This window comes from Duganella paludis, assembly GCF_054461335.1.
Genome location: NZ_CM136922.1, coordinates 1942015 through 1956986, shown reverse-complemented (window position 1 = coordinate 1956986; position 14972 = coordinate 1942015). Strand labels below are relative to the sequence as shown.

General features: G+C 62.0%; 16 protein-coding genes and 1 tRNA gene. 10 read left to right on the top strand and 7 right to left on the bottom strand.

What is annotated here, in order from left to right; genetic code table 11:
• Nucleotides 1-6: 6 nt before the first annotated feature.
• Nucleotides 7-1047, bottom strand: coding sequence for a tRNA (adenosine(37)-N6)-threonylcarbamoyltransferase complex transferase subunit TsaD (gene tsaD / locus ACXZ1M_RS08780; RefSeq protein ID WP_459052789.1), 1041 nt, complete (start codon nt 1045-1047; stop codon nt 7-9).
• Nucleotides 1048-1220: 173 nt separating this feature from the next.
• Between tsaD and ACXZ1M_RS08775 the strand changes: the two genes are divergently transcribed.
• On the top strand, nt 1221-1541 hold the full coding sequence (locus ACXZ1M_RS08775) for a Rieske (2Fe-2S) protein (RefSeq protein ID WP_459052788.1): 321 nt from the start codon (nt 1221-1223) through the stop codon (nt 1539-1541).
• Here ACXZ1M_RS08775 and ACXZ1M_RS08770 read toward each other — a convergent pair whose 3' ends face one another.
• A complete protein-coding gene (locus ACXZ1M_RS08770) occupies nt 1542-2600 on the bottom strand; it encodes a 3-deoxy-7-phosphoheptulonate synthase (RefSeq protein WP_459052787.1) in 1059 nt (352 codons plus the stop codon). It abuts the gene before it with no gap.
• Nucleotides 2601-2675: 75 nt separating this feature from the next.
• Here ACXZ1M_RS08770 and ybiB point away from each other — a divergent pair, with 75 nt between their 5' ends.
• The 7 genes from ybiB to ACXZ1M_RS08735 all read left to right on the top strand — a co-directional run bounded on the left by ybiB (nt 2676) and on the right by ACXZ1M_RS08735 (nt 10672).
• On the top strand, nt 2676-3659 hold the full coding sequence (ybiB, locus tag ACXZ1M_RS08765) for a DNA-binding protein YbiB (protein ID WP_459052786.1): 984 nt from the start codon (nt 2676-2678) through the stop codon (nt 3657-3659).
• Nucleotides 3660-3786: 127 nt separating this feature from the next.
• On the top strand, nt 3787-4995 hold the full coding sequence (locus ACXZ1M_RS08760) for a BaiN/RdsA family NAD(P)/FAD-dependent oxidoreductase (RefSeq protein ID WP_459052785.1): 1209 nt from the start codon (nt 3787-3789) through the stop codon (nt 4993-4995).
• Nucleotides 4996-5136: 141 nt separating this feature from the next.
• Nucleotides 5137-5349, top strand: coding sequence for a 30S ribosomal protein S21 (gene rpsU / locus ACXZ1M_RS08755; RefSeq protein WP_008451879.1), 213 nt, complete (start codon nt 5137-5139; stop codon nt 5347-5349).
• Nucleotides 5350-5477: 128 nt separating this feature from the next.
• Complete coding sequence (locus ACXZ1M_RS08750) at nt 5478-5927, top strand: GatB/YqeY domain-containing protein (RefSeq protein WP_459052784.1); 450 nt, start codon at nt 5478-5480, stop codon at nt 5925-5927.
• A gap of 97 nt (nt 5928-6024) precedes the next feature.
• Complete coding sequence (gene dnaG / locus ACXZ1M_RS08745) at nt 6025-7821, top strand: DNA primase (protein ID WP_459052783.1); 1797 nt, start codon at nt 6025-6027, stop codon at nt 7819-7821.
• A 430-nt stretch (nt 7822-8251) separates the two neighbouring features.
• Nucleotides 8252-10492, top strand: coding sequence for an RNA polymerase sigma factor RpoD (rpoD, locus tag ACXZ1M_RS08740; protein ID WP_459052782.1), 2241 nt, complete (start codon nt 8252-8254; stop codon nt 10490-10492).
• A gap of 101 nt (nt 10493-10593) precedes the next feature.
• Nucleotides 10594-10672: transfer RNA gene (locus tag ACXZ1M_RS08735), tRNA-Ile, on the top strand.
• A gap of 46 nt (nt 10673-10718) precedes the next feature.
• Here ACXZ1M_RS08735 and ACXZ1M_RS08730 read toward each other — a convergent pair.
• The 3 genes from ACXZ1M_RS08730 to ACXZ1M_RS08720 all read right to left on the bottom strand — a co-directional run bounded on the left by ACXZ1M_RS08730 (nt 10719) and on the right by ACXZ1M_RS08720 (nt 12139).
• The gene (locus ACXZ1M_RS08730) at nt 10719-11042 is read right to left on the bottom strand and encodes a type II toxin-antitoxin system RelE/ParE family toxin (protein ID WP_459052781.1); all 324 of its coding nucleotides are present in this window, start codon (nt 11040-11042) and stop codon (nt 10719-10721) included.
• Between the two features lie 8 nt (nt 11043-11050).
• Nucleotides 11051-11323: a type II toxin-antitoxin system Phd/YefM family antitoxin gene (locus tag ACXZ1M_RS08725; RefSeq protein WP_459052780.1), complete on the bottom strand. Its 273-nt coding sequence runs from the start codon at nt 11321-11323 to the stop codon at nt 11051-11053.
• Nucleotides 11324-11398: 75 nt separating this feature from the next.
• Complete coding sequence (locus ACXZ1M_RS08720; RefSeq protein WP_459052779.1) at nt 11399-12139, bottom strand: substrate-binding periplasmic protein; 741 nt, start codon at nt 12137-12139, stop codon at nt 11399-11401.
• A 182-nt stretch (nt 12140-12321) separates the two neighbouring features.
• On the opposite strand from ACXZ1M_RS08720, the gene ACXZ1M_RS08715 reads away from it, so the two are divergent.
• On the top strand, nt 12322-13428 hold the full coding sequence (locus ACXZ1M_RS08715; protein ID WP_459052778.1) for a Gfo/Idh/MocA family protein: 1107 nt from the start codon (nt 12322-12324) through the stop codon (nt 13426-13428).
• Nucleotides 13429-13431: 3 nt separating this feature from the next.
• On the opposite strand, the gene ACXZ1M_RS08710 is transcribed toward ACXZ1M_RS08715, so the two are convergent.
• Nucleotides 13432-14076 carry a hypothetical protein gene (locus tag ACXZ1M_RS08710; RefSeq protein ID WP_459052777.1) on the bottom strand — a complete coding sequence of 215 codons (645 nt, stop codon included), beginning with the start codon at nt 14074-14076 and terminating at the stop codon, nt 13432-13434.
• A 12-nt stretch (nt 14077-14088) separates the two neighbouring features.
• Nucleotides 14089-14547, bottom strand: a complete 459-nt coding sequence (locus ACXZ1M_RS08705; RefSeq protein WP_459052776.1) for a GNAT family N-acetyltransferase — start codon at nt 14545-14547, stop codon at nt 14089-14091.
• A gap of 59 nt (nt 14548-14606) precedes the next feature.
• On the opposite strand from ACXZ1M_RS08705, the gene ACXZ1M_RS08700 reads away from it, so the two are divergent.
• Nucleotides 14607-14972 carry a DUF5710 domain-containing protein gene (locus ACXZ1M_RS08700; RefSeq protein ID WP_373988834.1) on the top strand — a complete coding sequence of 122 codons (366 nt, stop codon included), beginning with the start codon at nt 14607-14609 and terminating at the stop codon, nt 14970-14972.

Below are 14972 nucleotides of genomic sequence, written 5' to 3'. Positions count from 1 at the left end.
TTAAATTTAAACCACCTTCAACTCGTCCAGCGGCCAGCGCGGCCGCACGTTGAACGAGTAATCTTTTTTCGCAGCGTCCGGGTTGATCATCAAACGCATGGCCCCGGCGAAGGCGATCATTGCGCCGTTGTCGGTGCAGAATTCAAGTTCAGGGTAATACACCTTGAACTTTTTCTTGGCCGCCGCCGCGTTCAACGCGGCGCGCAGCTGCGCATTCGCGCCGACGCCGCCGGCGATGACCAGCCGCTTCAAGCCCGTATGCTTGAGTGCGGAGACGCATTTCGCCGTCAACACTTCCACGATCGCGTCGACGAAACCGCGCGCGATGTTGGCCTTGTCCTGCTCGCAGATATTGGCGACTACCTGCTCTTCGTGGTTCTTCACCACCGTCAGCACCGCCGTTTTCAGGCCGGAAAAGCTGAAGTTGAAATCCTTGGTGTGCATCATCGGACGCGGCAGCTTGTAGGCCAGCGGATCGCCGAACTCGGCCAGGCGCGAAATCGCCGGGCCGCCCGGATAGCCCAGGCCCAGCAACTTGGCCGATTTGTCGAAGGCTTCGCCGGCCGCGTCGTCCAGGGTCTCGCCCAGCGGTGTGTATTGGCCGACGCCATCCACCCGCATCAGCTGGGTGTGGCCGCCCGAGACCAGCAGGGCGATGAAGGGAAACTCCGGCGGCTGCGTCGCCAGCAGCGGCGACAGCAAATGGCCTTCCAGGTGGTGCACGCCGAGCACCGGCTTGTCCAGCGCCAGCCCCAGGCTGCAAGCCACCGACGAGCCGACCAGCAGCGCGCCGGCCAAGCCCGGGCCTTGCGTGTAGGCGATGGCGTCGATGTCGGCCGGCGTCTTGCCGGCCTGTTTCAGCGTTTCTTCCAGCAGCGGAATGGCGCGGCGAATGTGGTCGCGCGAGGCCAGCTCGGGCACCACGCCGCCGTATTCCTCGTGCATGGCGACCTGCGAGTGAAGTGCATGGGAAAGCAGGCCGTGTTGCGTGTCGTACAACGCAAGGCCGGTTTCGTCACAGGAGGATTCAACGCCAAGAACGATCATGGAAGCAGCACAAATCAAAAGGGGAATCCGCCATTGTAATGTAAACCGCGTACAAGCATGCACCAGCGCAGCTCCGCCGCGCACTGGCCGGGTGCGGATTTTGGCCGGATTTTGCCAAACGGTCAGATTTTCGATGGCATCGCTCTTGCTAGATGACGGGCTGGGAGGGAGCCATGGATAAACACTGGAAACTGGTCTGCAAACTGAAGGACGTGCCGCTGGAGCGCGGCGCGCGGCTGATACCGCGCGGCCTGGCGTGGCAGGAGCTGCCGGGCGTGGCCTTGTTCCGCACGGGCGAGGAAAGCGTGCATGCCGTGCTGGAATGCCGGGGTGTGGACCCGCGCTGCAGCAACGCGCGCCGCTATTCGGTCAGGGTGGAGGGATGCAAGGTCTATCTGGACCTGGATGAACTGAGCGCCCCGGCCAGCAAGGCCGAGGCGGCGCTGGCGGGGCAGTTCGGCGTGGCCACCAGCATGGTGGCCTATTGCTACTGATCAGGGACGGTTCAGCAGCTGCTTGTGGGCGTCGCGCAGCATGGTTTCGGTGGTGTCCCAGTCGATGCAGCCGTCGGTGACCGAGCAGCCGTAGACCAGCTGGCTCAGGTCCGCCGGGATCTTCTGGTTGCCGCCGACGATGTTCGATTCAATCATTACGCCCACCAGCGACTTGTTGCCCTGGACGATCTGGTGGATCACATCGGCCATCACCAGCGGTTGCAGGTCCGGCTTCTTGTAGCTGTTGGCGTGCGAGCAGTCGACCACCAGGTTGGCCGGCAGCTTGGCCTTGGCCAGCGACTGTTCGGCGATCGCGATCGACACCGAATCGTAGTTCGGACGGCCGTCGCCGCCGCGCAGCACCACGTGGCCATAGGCGTTGCCTCGGGTGCGCACGATCGATACATTGCCCTGCGCATTGATGCCCAGGAAGGAGTGCGGGTGCGCCGACGACAGGATGGCGTTGATGGCGATGCTGATGTCGCCGTCGGTGCCGTTCTTGAAGCCGACCGGGGTCGACAGGCCGGACGACATTTCGCGGTGGGTCTGCGATTCCGTGGTGCGGGCGCCGATGGCGGTCCAGGCGATCAAATCGCCCAGGTATTGCGGCGAGATCGGGTCCAGCGCTTCGGTGGCGGTCGGCAGGCCCAGTTCGCACACGTCCAGCAGGAACTGGCGCGCTTTTTCCATGCCGACGTTGACGCGGAACGAGTCGTCCATGTCCGGGTCGTTGATATAACCCTTCCAGCCGGTGGTGGTGCGCGGCTTTTCGAAATACACGCGCATCACCAGCAGCATGGTGTCGGCCACTTCAGCCTGCAAGGCTTTCAGGCGGCGCGCATAGTCCAGGCCGGCCACCGGGTCGTGGATCGAGCAAGGGCCGACCACCACGAACAGGCGCTTGTCCTTGCGGTCGATGATGTTGCGCAGGGCTTCGCGGCCCTGCATCACGGTCTCGGAGGCCAGGTCGGTCAGCGGCAGCTTGCTGTGCAAGGCTTCCGGCGACGGCATGGGAGCAAACGAGGTGACGTTGACGTTTTCGATGTCTGGGGAAATCATGATCTCTACTGTGGTATTCATTTCGGGGGACAGATAGTGTAGCCGAAATGCAGGCTGGTGGTTTAAGCTGAGGGCATGACCACACTCCAATCATTCCCAGCCGCGCGTTTCATCAAAGAAATCGGACGCGGCAAGAACGGCGCCCGCAGCATGAACCGCGACGACGCCCACGACCTGTATCAAGCCATGCTGGACGGCCGCGTGTCCGACCTGGAACTGGGCGGGATTTTGCTGTCGATGCGCATCAAGGGCGAATCGGTGGAGGAGATCGCCGGCTTCCTCGATGCGGCCGAGGCCTGCTTCGAGCCGTTCAATGCGCCGCCCGGCCAGTTTGCGCCGGTGGTCATTCCGACCTACAACGGCGCGCGCAAGATGGCCAACCTGACGGCGCTGCTGGCCCTGCTGCTGGCGCGCGAAGGCGTGCCGGTGCTGGTGCACGGCGTGGCGACCGACCTGGGCCGCGTGGCGACGGCGGAAGTGCTGGCCGCGCTGGGCGTGCCGGCCGCGCGCCATCGCTCGGAGGCGGAGGAGGCCATGTCGCAGGGCAAGCCGGCCTTCATCACCATCGAAGCCATGGCGCCCAAGCTGGCGCATATGTTGTCGCTGCGCCGCATCCTCGGCGTGCGCAACTCGACCCATACGCTGGTGAAGATCATGCAGCCGTTAGCCGGGCCGGCGCTGCGACTGGTGTCCTACACCCATCCGGAATACCTGGAGATGCTGGGCGAATACTTCACCACCGCCGCCCTGCACGAGCGCGGCGACGCTTTCCTGATGCGCGGCACCGAAGGCGAGACGGTGGCCAACGCCAACAAGGCGCAGCAGATCGACTGGTTCCACGGCGGCCTGCGCACCACGCTGGTCCCCAAGCAGACGCAGGTGGGCGAGTTGCCGCTGCTGCCGGAAAACAAGGATGCGGCCACCACCGCCGCCTGGATACGCTCGGTGCTGGACGGCGAGATGCCGGTGCCGCCCTCGATCGCCGAGCAGGTGGCGCAGTGCCTGCTGGTGGCGCGCACCGTGCAGTCGCGCCAGCATGTCAGCGAGCCGATCGAGTAACTAGAGTAGAATCTCGCCCCTTTACGTCATTCCCGCGCACGCGGGAATCCATGCTGAGCATCCAAGCCAGCGTTGTATGGATACCCGCGTGCGCGGGTACGACGGCTAGCTAACTGACGGGAATGACATGGCAAAGTTTGATGTAGCGGTAATCGGCGCGGGCGCGGCCGGCATGATGTGCGCAGCGACGGCGGCCCAGCGCGGACTGCGCGTGGTCCTGATCGACCACGCGACCAAGCTGGCCGAGAAGATCCGCATCTCGGGCGGCGGGCGCTGCAACTTCACCAACGTCAACGCCGGGCCGGCCAACTTTCTGTCGGAAAATCCCCATTTCTGCAAGAGCGCCTTGTCGCGCTACACGCCGGCCGACTTCGTCGCGCTGGTGAAGAAACACCGCATCGGCTACCACGAGAAGCACAAGGGTCAGCTGTTCTGCGACGATTCCGCCGAGCAGATCATCGAAATGCTGAAGGACGAATGCGCCGGCGGCGACGTGCACTGGCGCATGCCGTGCAAGGTCGACAGCCTGGAGCAGACCGCCGACGGCTTCGTGCTGCACACCGACAGCGGCGAACAGATCGAAGCGCCGAGCGTGGTGATCGCCAGCGGCGGCCTGTCGATCCCGAAGATCGGCGCCACCGATTTCGGCTACCGCGTCGCGGCCCAGTTCGAGCTGCGCATGGTCGAGCCGCGTCCGGCGCTGGTGCCGCTGACCTTCGACGCCCAGCAGTGGGCGCCGTTCGTGGAAATGTCCGGCATCGCGCTGGAAGTGGATGTCGAGACCGGTTCCCTGAAAGGCCGCAACCCGAGCGGCGCGCGTTTCCGCGAAGACTTGCTGTTCACCCATCGCGGCCTGTCCGGCCCGGCGATTCTGCAGATTTCCTCCTACTGGCAGCCGGGCACGCCGATCGTGATCAACCTGCTGCCGGAACTCGACGTGGCGGCCACGCTAATCGAAGGCAAGGGCACCATCAAGAAGCAGCTCGGCAATGTGCTGTCGCAATGGCTGCCGACCCGCCTGGCCGAAGGCCTGCTGCTGGCGCACGGTTTTGCGCTGGACGCGCGCCTGGCCGACATGCCCGACGCGCAACTGCGCAAGCTGGGCGCCCTGATCAACCAGTGGACCATCACCCCGAACGGTTCCGAAGGCTACAAGAAAGCCGAAGTCACCCGTGGCGGCGTCGACACGCGCGAGCTGTCGCAGCAGACCATGATGGTGAGCAAGGTGCCGGGCCTGTACTTCATCGGCGAGGCGGTGGATGTGACCGGATGGCTGGGCGGCTACAACTTCCAGTGGGCCTGGGCTTCGGGAGTGGCGGCGGGCCAGGCGGTCTGATATAATGGCTGTCTGCACCGTGTTGTTTTTCCTGTGAAAGCCGCATGTCTGGCTGTGTCCGATAGCCTGTGACTTCCATTTTCTGGAAAAAGCTGCTATAGTCTCTGTCTCCCTATAACCTCCAACGGTTTGAATTTTTACATGACCACTATTCGCCTTAAAGAAAACGAGCCGTTCGAAGTCGCAATGCGTCGCTTCAAACGCACCATCGAAAAAACCGGTCTGCTGACCGAACTGCGCGCACGCGAGTTCTACGAGAAGCCAACGGCTGAACGTAAACGCAAGCTGGCTGCCGCTGTCAAGCGTCACTACAAGCGTATCCGCAGCCAGCAGCTGCCGAAAAAACTCTTCTAAGATTGTCGACGCAGGCCAACCTGGCGCATGCCGGTTGTGTTCGCGGCATCTAAGAGATACCCGCTCCGGCCTTTATGGCTGCGGCGGGTTTTCGCATTTTTATTGCATTATTTTTTGAAAGAAACGCCATGGGCTTGAAAGATCAAATCACCGAAGACATGAAAAACGCCATGCGCGCCAAGGAAGCCGGCCGCCTGTCGACCATCCGTCTGATCCTGGCGGAAATCAAGCGCAAGGAAGTGGACGAGCAGATCCAGGTGAGCGACGAGCAGACCGTTGCCATCGTGGAAAAAATGATCAAGCAGCGCAAGGATTCGATCACCCAGTTCGAAGCCGGCGGCCGCGCTGACCTGGCCGACATCGAAAAAGCCGAACTGGTGGTGCTGAGCGCCTACATGCCGGCCGGCCTGTCGGACGAGGAAATCGCCGCTGAGGTTGCTGCCGCCGTGGCCGCCTCGGGCGCCGCTGGCCCGCAGGACATGGGCAAGGTCATGGGCATCGTCAAGCCGAAGCTGGCCGGCCGCGCCGACATGACCGTGGTCTCGGCCCTGGTCAAGAAGGCCCTGTCGCCTGCTTAACGCCACACCGATGTACCACGCCGCCATGGTTTGATCCGCATCAAGGCGGATCGGTCATGGCGGTATAGCCTGATCAATAACAAGACCGTCCAGCCCAGTGATCCCACAATCCTTTATCGCCGATTTGCTGAACCGCGTCGACATCGTCGATGTCGTCGGACGTTATGTGCAGCTGAAAAAAGGCGGCGCGAACTTCATGGGCCTGTGCCCGTTCCACAATGAAAAGTCGCCCAGCTTCACGGTCAGCCCCACCAAGCAGTTTTACCACTGCTTCGGCTGCGGCGCCCATGGCACCTCCATCGGCTTCATGATCGAATACTCCGGTATGGGCTTTGTCGATGCCGTCAAGGAGCTGGCGCAAAACGTTGGCATGGTCGTGCCCGAACAGGACGACAAGATCCCGCCGGCCCAGCGCGCCCAGATGCAGGCCCAGTCGATGGCGCTGACCGACGCCATGACGCGCGCCAGCGACTTCTTCAAGCTGCAGTTGCGCAGCGCGCCGAACGCCATCGCCTACCTGAAGAATCGCGGCCTGACCGGCGAAATCGCCGCCCGTTTCGGCCTCGGCTACGCGCCGAACGGCTGGGACAACCTGCGCTCGGTGTTCCCGGACTACGAGGCGGTGGCCTTGGTCGAAGCCGGCCTGGTGATCGACAAGGTGGACGAGGACGGCGGCAACCGCAAACGCTACGACCGCTTCCGCGAGCGCGTCATGTTTCCGATCAAAAACACCAAAGGGCAGGTGATCGCCTTCGGCGGCCGGGTGCTCGATCAGGGCGAGCCAAAGTACTTGAATTCTCCCGAAACGCCTTTATTTTCAAAGGGCTTCGAGCTGTATGGCCTGTTCGAGGCGCGCCAGGCGATCCGCGATGCGGGCTATGTGCTGGTGACGGAAGGCTATATGGACGTGGTGGCGCTGGCGCAGATGGGTTTCCCGCAAGCCGTGGCGACCCTGGGCACCGCCTGTACCACCAACCATGTGCAGAAACTGTTGCGTCAGACCGACACGGTGATCTTCAGCTTCGACGGCGACAAGGCCGGCCGCCGCGCCGCACGGCGCGCGCTGGAAGCCTGTTTGCCGCACGTGACGGACAACAAGACCATCAAGTTCCTGTTCCTGCCGACCGAGCACGACCCGGACAGCTATGTGCGCGAGCACGGCAAGGAAGGGTTCGAGCGCGAAATCCAGGAAGCCATGCCGCTGTCGCAGTTCCTGATCAAGGAAGCGGTGGGCGAGCACGACATGAGCAGTCCCGAGGGCAGGGCGCGCGCACAGTTCGACGCCAAGCCCATGCTGCAGGCCATGACGCCGACCGCGCTGCGGCTGCAGATCGTCCACGGCCTGGCGCAGATGACGCTGACCACGCCGTACGAGATCGAGGTGCTGTTCGAGCTGGCCAAGCCGGTGGCGGTGGCCCGCAAGGCGCCGCCCCGCAGCGGCCGGCCGCAGCCCAAGGGGCTGGAGTTGCAGATCATGCGCCTGCTGGTGGCGCATCCGGCGCTGTCGATGGAGGTTGATGCGGCCGCGCTGGCGGCGTTCCAGTTCTTCGGTGCCGAGGCGGCCGAGCGGCTGGCGCAGCTGACCGAGTCGGCCCAGGTGCTGGGCGAGCATGGCAATTTCGCCGCCTTTGCCCAGCATCTGAAGTCGCTGGGCGATGAGTACGACGAGCTGATCGGCGAAATCGTCAAGGAGCCGGAGTCGGACCGCGACACCGAGCGCATGGTGCTGCGGGCGGCGATCCGCCAGGTCAAGCTGGACGCGCTCAAGCTCGAACTGAGCCAGCTGTTCGCCGCCGGGCTGTCGTCGGACGAGATCGGCGTGCGCTACCGCGAGTTGACATCGCAGCAAGATCAGCTGTTGCGCGAAGCCCAGGCGGAGCAGCCAAGCCGCTAAATTGGAGGTGTTTTGTGGCGTAATGTTTCTGTCATTATTCCAGAGGGGGATCTGCGGGTCTTCCCTCTGGAAATTGAAAAGTGACGTGCTATAATAAAACGCTAAGTGTTGTATGTTTTGGCATCGTTTTTCTGTTCAGAGTGTGTTTGTTTTCAGTGAGTTAGGCTCTTGATCGACGCGAATGAACGGGTGTCGGCGGCCAGGGCCAGCTTGGGTTACGCAACGAGTCTGTTTGCTAACTAACCCAGTCGCGGTTTCTTGCCCCCACGCACGTGTCTGATGCAGTAGAATTCCCCGGAGTTCTATAGAGTAGGTCGGCCTGACCGAAGGTATAAGTAAGTCGTAGTATTGTCGGACTTGTGTAGTCGGCAAGTTCGAAGACGTAGTGATCCCAGAAGGATCGAAACTTTATCCGTAATCGAAAGCGCCTGTGCCAATCAAGAAACCTGAATCCAAAGTGGCTGAAAAGCCGACTAAAGTGAGCGCTAAATCCGCGAAGACGGCGGATAAGCCGGAGACGCGCGTTGCCAGCAACCCTCCCGTGGTCAGCCAGACCACGGATGCGGCTGCATTGGCCGCGATCGATACGTCCGGTTACGTGCTGCCTTCGGTCAAAGTACCGGGCCGGCGCGGGCGCAAACCGAAAGAATTCCAGCCAGAAAACGACGAAGTCGCCGCCCTGAACGCGGTCGAGCGCGCCGAGCTGAAGGCGGTCGACAAGGCCAAGGCCAAGGACCGCAAGGCCAAGGAAAAGGCCCTGCTCAAGGACGCCTTCTCGTCCGACACCGAAGCGACCGAGGAAGAACTCGAACGCCGTCGCCAAAAACTCAAGACCCTGATCAAGTTCGGCAAGGAACGTGGTTTCCTGACCTATGCCGAAATCAACGACCACTTGCCGGACAATATAGTCGATCCGGAAGCGATCGAAGGCATTATCGGCACCTTCAACGACATGGGCATCGCCGTCTACGAGCACGCGCCCGATGCCGAGACCTTGCTGCTGTCGGACAACGTCGCCACCGTCACCAGCGACGATGAAGCCGAAGCGGCCGCCGAAGCGGCGCTGTCGACCGTCGATTCCGATTTCGGCCGCACCACCGACCCGGTCCGTATGTACATGCGCGAAATGGGCTCGGTCGAGCTGCTGACCCGCGAAGGCGAAATTGAAATCGCCAAGCGCATCGAAGACGGCCTGAAAGACATGATCCAGGCCATTTCCGCCTGCCCGGTCACCATCGCCGAGATCATCGCCGCCTCGGACCGCATCCGCGCCGAAGAAATCAAGATCGATGAAATCGTCGACGGCCTGGTCGACGACAGCGACGACGCGCCGCCGGCCCCGGCCGCCGCCAGCGACGAGGACGAAGAAGACGAGGAAGAGGAAGAAGAGGAAGAAGAGGAAGAGGAAGAGGCCAGCCCTTCGGGCGCTGCCGCCGGCTACTCGGCCGAACAGCTGGAAGCGTTGAAGAACGCCGCGCTGGACAAGTTCGACGTCATCTCCGTGCAATTCGACAAGATGCGCCGCGCCTTCGAGAAAGAGGGCTACAACTCGAAAGCCTACGTCAAGGCGCAGGAAGCGATCTCGGCGGAACTGCTGGGCATCCGCTTCACCGCCAAGGTGGTCGAGAAGCTGTGCGACACCCTGCGCGGCCAGGTGGACGAAGTGCGCCACATCGAGAAGCAGATCCTGGACGTGGCGGTGAACAAGTGCGGCATGCCGCGCGCCCACTTCATCAAGGTCTTCCCGGGCAATGAAACCAATCTGGACTGGGTCGACGGCGAAGTGGCCGCCGGCCACGCCTACAGCGCCATCCTGGGCCGCAATATTCCGACGATCAAGGAACTGCAGCAGCGCCTGATCGACCTGCAGGCGCGCGTGGTGCTACCGCTGCCGGACCTGCGCAACATCAACCGCCAGATGGCGGCCGGTGAAATGAAGGCGCGCAAGGCCAAGCGCGAAATGACCGAGGCCAACTTGCGCCTGGTGATTTCGATCGCCAAGAAATATACCAACCGTGGTCTGCAATTCCTCGACCTGATCCAGGAAGGCAACATCGGCCTGATGAAGGCGGTGGACAAGTTCGAATACCGTCGCGGCTACAAGTTCTCGACCTATGCGACGTGGTGGATTCGCCAGGCCATCACGCGTTCGATCGCCGACCAGGCGCGCACCATCCGGATTCCGGTGCACATGATCGAAACCATCAACAAGATGAACCGCATCTCGCGCCAGATCTTGCAAGAGACGGGCGCCGAGCCGGACCCGGCGACGCTGGCAATCAAGATGGAAATGCCCGAGGACAAGATCCGCAAGATCATGAAGATCGCCAAGGAACCGATCTCGATGGAGACGCCGATCGGCGACGACGACGATTCGCATCTGGGCGACTTCATCGAGGACAACAACACGCTGGCGCCATCGGACGCGGCGCTGCACGCCTCGATGCGCGGCGTGGTCAAGGATGTGCTCGATTCCCTGACGCCACGCGAAGCCAAGGTCCTGCGCATGCGTTTCGGCATCGAAATGTCGACCGATCACACGCTGGAAGAGGTGGGCAAGCAGTTTGACGTCACCCGCGAGCGCATCCGCCAGATCGAAGCGAAAGCCCTGCGCAAGCTGCGTCACCCGAGCCGTTCGGACAAGCTGAAGAGTTTCCTCGAAGGTAACTAAGACTTGACTGGGGGATGGCCTAGCCCTTATGCTCGCGTGCTCGGCAGCGCCGGGTGCGCATCGGAAGGCCTGAACAGGCCCCAGCGCAGCAGTATCCCTTAGGGCCCTTAGCTCATGCTTGGTTAGAGCAGCGGACTCATAATCCGTTGGTGCCCAGTTCGACTCTGGGAGGGCCTACCAATAAAAAAAAGGACTTAGATAAAAATCTAAGTCCTTTTTCTTTGTACTACGCATCCAGCAAGCGTCGGCGAATTAATGTTTCAAGATTGCGGCTCGTGTGCGCAACCATATGAACGTACACCGTATTGTCTTGTCCGCGCTCGATGATGATGCGGTTCTGACCGGCCAGGAGTTGGCGGTGGGTCGTCAAATGAAGGTCTTCCAGCTCTGGCACCAAAGTGCCTTTAGTATTCCACTCCTTGAGGGAATTGACCTCCGCCAAAATCTCTTGAGTCACCTTCTTGGCAAAGGCGGAGGATTCGCTCTGCTTCAAATATGCGCGAATCTCGTGTAAATCGTTCAGGGCGTTTTGCGTCCAAATGATTCTCATGTGATTGCTTAGCTTTCGTTGTCTTCAGCCTCAAAAAGAGCAACAACGTCGTCGTGATTAACTACCTTGCCTTCCTCAATCTGCTTTCTCCCGAGAGCGAGAATGCGAAGCATGGCATTTTGGTCTTGAGTCTTTTGAAAGCTGACAGGGTCTTGAACCACTGCCTGAACTCTGCCGTTTACCGTGATGGCTACCGGGGCACGAGTCTCCAGCACTTGCTTGACCACGTCACTTGTGTTGCTTTTCAAGTAACTAATTGGCTGTATGTCGGAAAAGTTCATGCTTTACCTCCTCGAGTGATGAGCACATCTTAGCACGCAAACCAAATTTGGTACTGAATTCAGTGCTTCAGCCTTCTAGTTGCCGGTGGCGTTGTACTTGTGCAGGATGCGGGCGAAGCTGCCGTCGGTGCGCATGGTGTCGAGGGTGGTGCGCCATTTGCGCGCTTCTTCTTCGCTGATGTCCAGCGAGCCGGCCAGCCAGACTTCGCCGTGGCGGAACGGCGGGCTGTAGTCGAAGTCGGTGGATTTGTTGCCGCCCGTGCTGGCGGCGGTGCGGTGCGTGTCTTCGGCGCCGAAGCTGGCGTCGGCGATGCCGGTTTTGACCATCCGCACGCATTCCTTGATGGTCGCGCATTCCGCCACGTCGGTGTAACCGGCGTCGAGCAGCAGTTGCTTGTAGGGCGTGCCGCGCAGCACCGCTAGGCGCGAATGCGTGAGCAGGGCAGGGTCGGCCAGCTTGCGGTTGCCGTGCTGGCCAACGAAGATCAGCCTTTGCTTGTAGATTTTCACCAGCCAGCGATATTTGTGCTCCCGCTCCTCGGTGCGCGTGATCGGCAGCACCAGCGTGCGCGGCGCCAGCGATACCATGACCACCGCGCGCGACCATGGGTAGAACTGCACTTCCACCGGCGATCCCATGCGCCGACCCAGTTCCTGGGTGATTTCCACCAGCGAACCAGGCGCCGTCGCGGCGGCGGAGGCAATGGCGTAGGGCGGCATGTCGCCCACCATCAGTTTCAGCGGCGCCGGGTCGGCCGCCAGCGCCATTGCCGGCAGCGCGCCTATCAACCATGCGATGTGTCGTGTCAGCCGCATTCCCCGTCTCGCCCCCTTTGCCCTGCGTTTAGTATCCCACAAGCATGCTTGTCGTGGACAGACGCGGCGCGCTCTGCTGCGATAGTTGTTTCATTTCCGTGATTTTTCCCAGTACACCGTTCCGCAACCTTGCGCTTATACTAAAATTACCGTTCGCAAGCTGAATTCATTGGAGACAGAGAATGATTAAAATAAATCGACGTAGTCTTGTGCTCGCTGCTGGTAGCGCTATCACGGCCTCGGCCATGGGGTTGCCGGCGATGGCGGCCACGCCGGGACGCAAGCTGGGCTACGCCATCGTGGGCTTGGGCGGGTATGGTCTGGGCGTGATTATTCCCCAGTTTAAGAACTGCCAGGACAGCAAACTGGTCGCGCTGGTCAGCGGCGATCCGGTCAAGGCCAAGCGTGTGGCGGCCGAGTACGGCGTGCCGGAACGCAGCATCTATGACTACAAGAATTTCGACAGCATCAAGGACAATCCGGACATCGACATCGTCTACGTCTGCCTGCCGGTTTCCATGCACGCCGAGTACACCATCCGCTCCGCCGCCGCCGGCAAGCACGTGATGTGCGAGAAGCCGATGGCGGTCTCGTCGGCCGAATGCGAATCCATGATCGCCGCCTGCAAGAAGGCCGGCAAAAAACTGATGATCGGTTACCGCTGCCATTTCGAGCCGCACAACCTGGAAGCGATCCGCCGCGCCCGCGCCGGCGAGATCGGCAAGCTGCGCTACTTCCGTTCGGAACACGGCTTCACGGCCGGCAATCCGAACGCCTGGCGCCTGAAGAAGGCCATGTCCGGCGGCGGTTCGCTGATGGATATCGGCATTTACGCGCTGAACGCGGCACGTTACATGACGGGTGAAGAGCCGGTGGCCGTCTACGCCAAGGAAACCACGGACCGCAACGATCCGCGCTTCCGCGAAGTGGAGGACATGATCGAGTTCCAGCTGGAGTTCCCGTCGGGCGTGATCGGTTCCTGCATGTCGATGTACAGCGCCAACCAGAACCACATCCTGCTGATGGGCGACAAGGGCCGCATCGACCTGGAACCGGGCACCCGTTATGACGGCAACAAGCTGTGGATCGGTCAGGACCGCACCACCCAGATCACGCCTAAGCCCGGACCGGGCGCCACCCAGTGGGCGGCCCAGTTGGACCACCTGTCACAATGCATCATCAACAACCGCGAGCCCATCGTGCCGGGCGAAGAGGGACTGCGCGATATCCGCATCGTCGAGGCGATCTACCGCTCGGCGCGCGAGCAGAAGCGCATCGTGCTGGCCTAAGCGCTAAGCGCCGGCTGAAGCCTCAGCCGCGCGCACGTCGACCATGGCGGCCACGAGGTCGGCCGTGGTCAGCAGTTCCTTGAGCGGGAAACCGTCTTCCAGCGCCACCACGGCGCCGTCGGCTATGGCTGCCTCGCCCTCGGTTTTGGCCGGCGTGTGCGGCATGTAGGCGAATTGCGGGAAGCGCGTTTCGCCGTGCTTGGCGATGTCGGCCACGGTGCGCGGCGCGGCGCGCAGCAGGCCGTTGCGCACGCGGCGCTGGCGTTCTTCGCGGCGCTGCGTGAGCCGCTCCGACAATTGCGGAATTTCTTCCGTCAGCCGGTCCGCCTCGGCCTGCTGGTTGTGCAATTCGTCATCGCTCAGCGCTTCTTCCCATTGGGTCAGCTTCAGCAGGCCGCGCTTGTGCATGGTCTGGCGCTGCAAGTCGATTTCCAGCGTGGACAGGCGGGTCTTGTGCTGCTCCAGCGTTTGCACCACGCCGGCGTCGCCGTTGGCGCGGTGCCATTTGTCGTTGAAGTCGAACACCAGGCCGTCAAAGTAAAAATACATGGGTAGCGCGCGCGGCGATTCCAGCACTTGCTGCGGGCTCATGTTCCAGCGCTCGGCCAGTTCGGCCAGCGTGAGGGTCAGTGGTTCTATGGTAGGCATGGCGACATTTTCTCACAGCTCACGCAAACCACGCCGCATGAAGATGGTGGCCTGCGGATTGTCGTTGTAGCGCGCGCAGCGTTCGTAGCCGAGGCGGTCGTAGAGACCGATCGCGCCGACCAGGTCGTCCTTGGTGTCGAGGTAGACGGCCCGGTAGCCGGCTTCGGCGGCGTGCTGTTCCAGCGCCGCCATCAGCGCCTCGGCCAGGCCGCGCCGGCGGAAGTTGCCGTTCACGTACAGGCGCTTGCACTCGCAGGCGCCGGCCACTTCGGGCAGCGGCCGCATGGCCACGCAGGCGGCGGGCACATCGTCCACGTAGGCGATCCACATGGCCGAACTGGCGTCGTTGAGGAAAGCGCGGATGGCGTCGTCGTCATCGCGCAGCACCACATCGATGGCATCGAAATATTCGTGCAGCAGGTGGCGGGCGTCGGTCAGGTGGGCGGCGGTGGCGCGGAGGATGCTGTTCATTCGGCCAATATAAGCGGCAGCCGGTAAAATGGCAATCTTGCTGCAAGGAGTGATCGACGATGATGTTCTTAAAAGTACCGTTCGCGGAAAAAGAGGAAGCCAAGGCGCTGGGCGCGCGCTGGAACAGCGAGCGCAAGTCCTGGTACGTGCCGGACGGCAAACCGGTCGAGGGATTCGAACGCTGGCTGCCGCCGGGCGGCGCCGATTTCGTGCCGGCCGTGGCCAAGCCGTCGCTGAAATCGCGTCCGGTGATGACCGATTCGTATGCCGGTAAAGCCGTCATCGGCCGCTTCTACCTGGAGCTGCCGCACGACTGCAATCCCTTCGAGGCTTGCCCCGTGTGTGCGCCCAAGCTGGCCGAGTCCGGCTGGCTGGCGCACTACGATGATGTTGCAAAGATGCTAAAGCCATTGCGGCCCGCATAG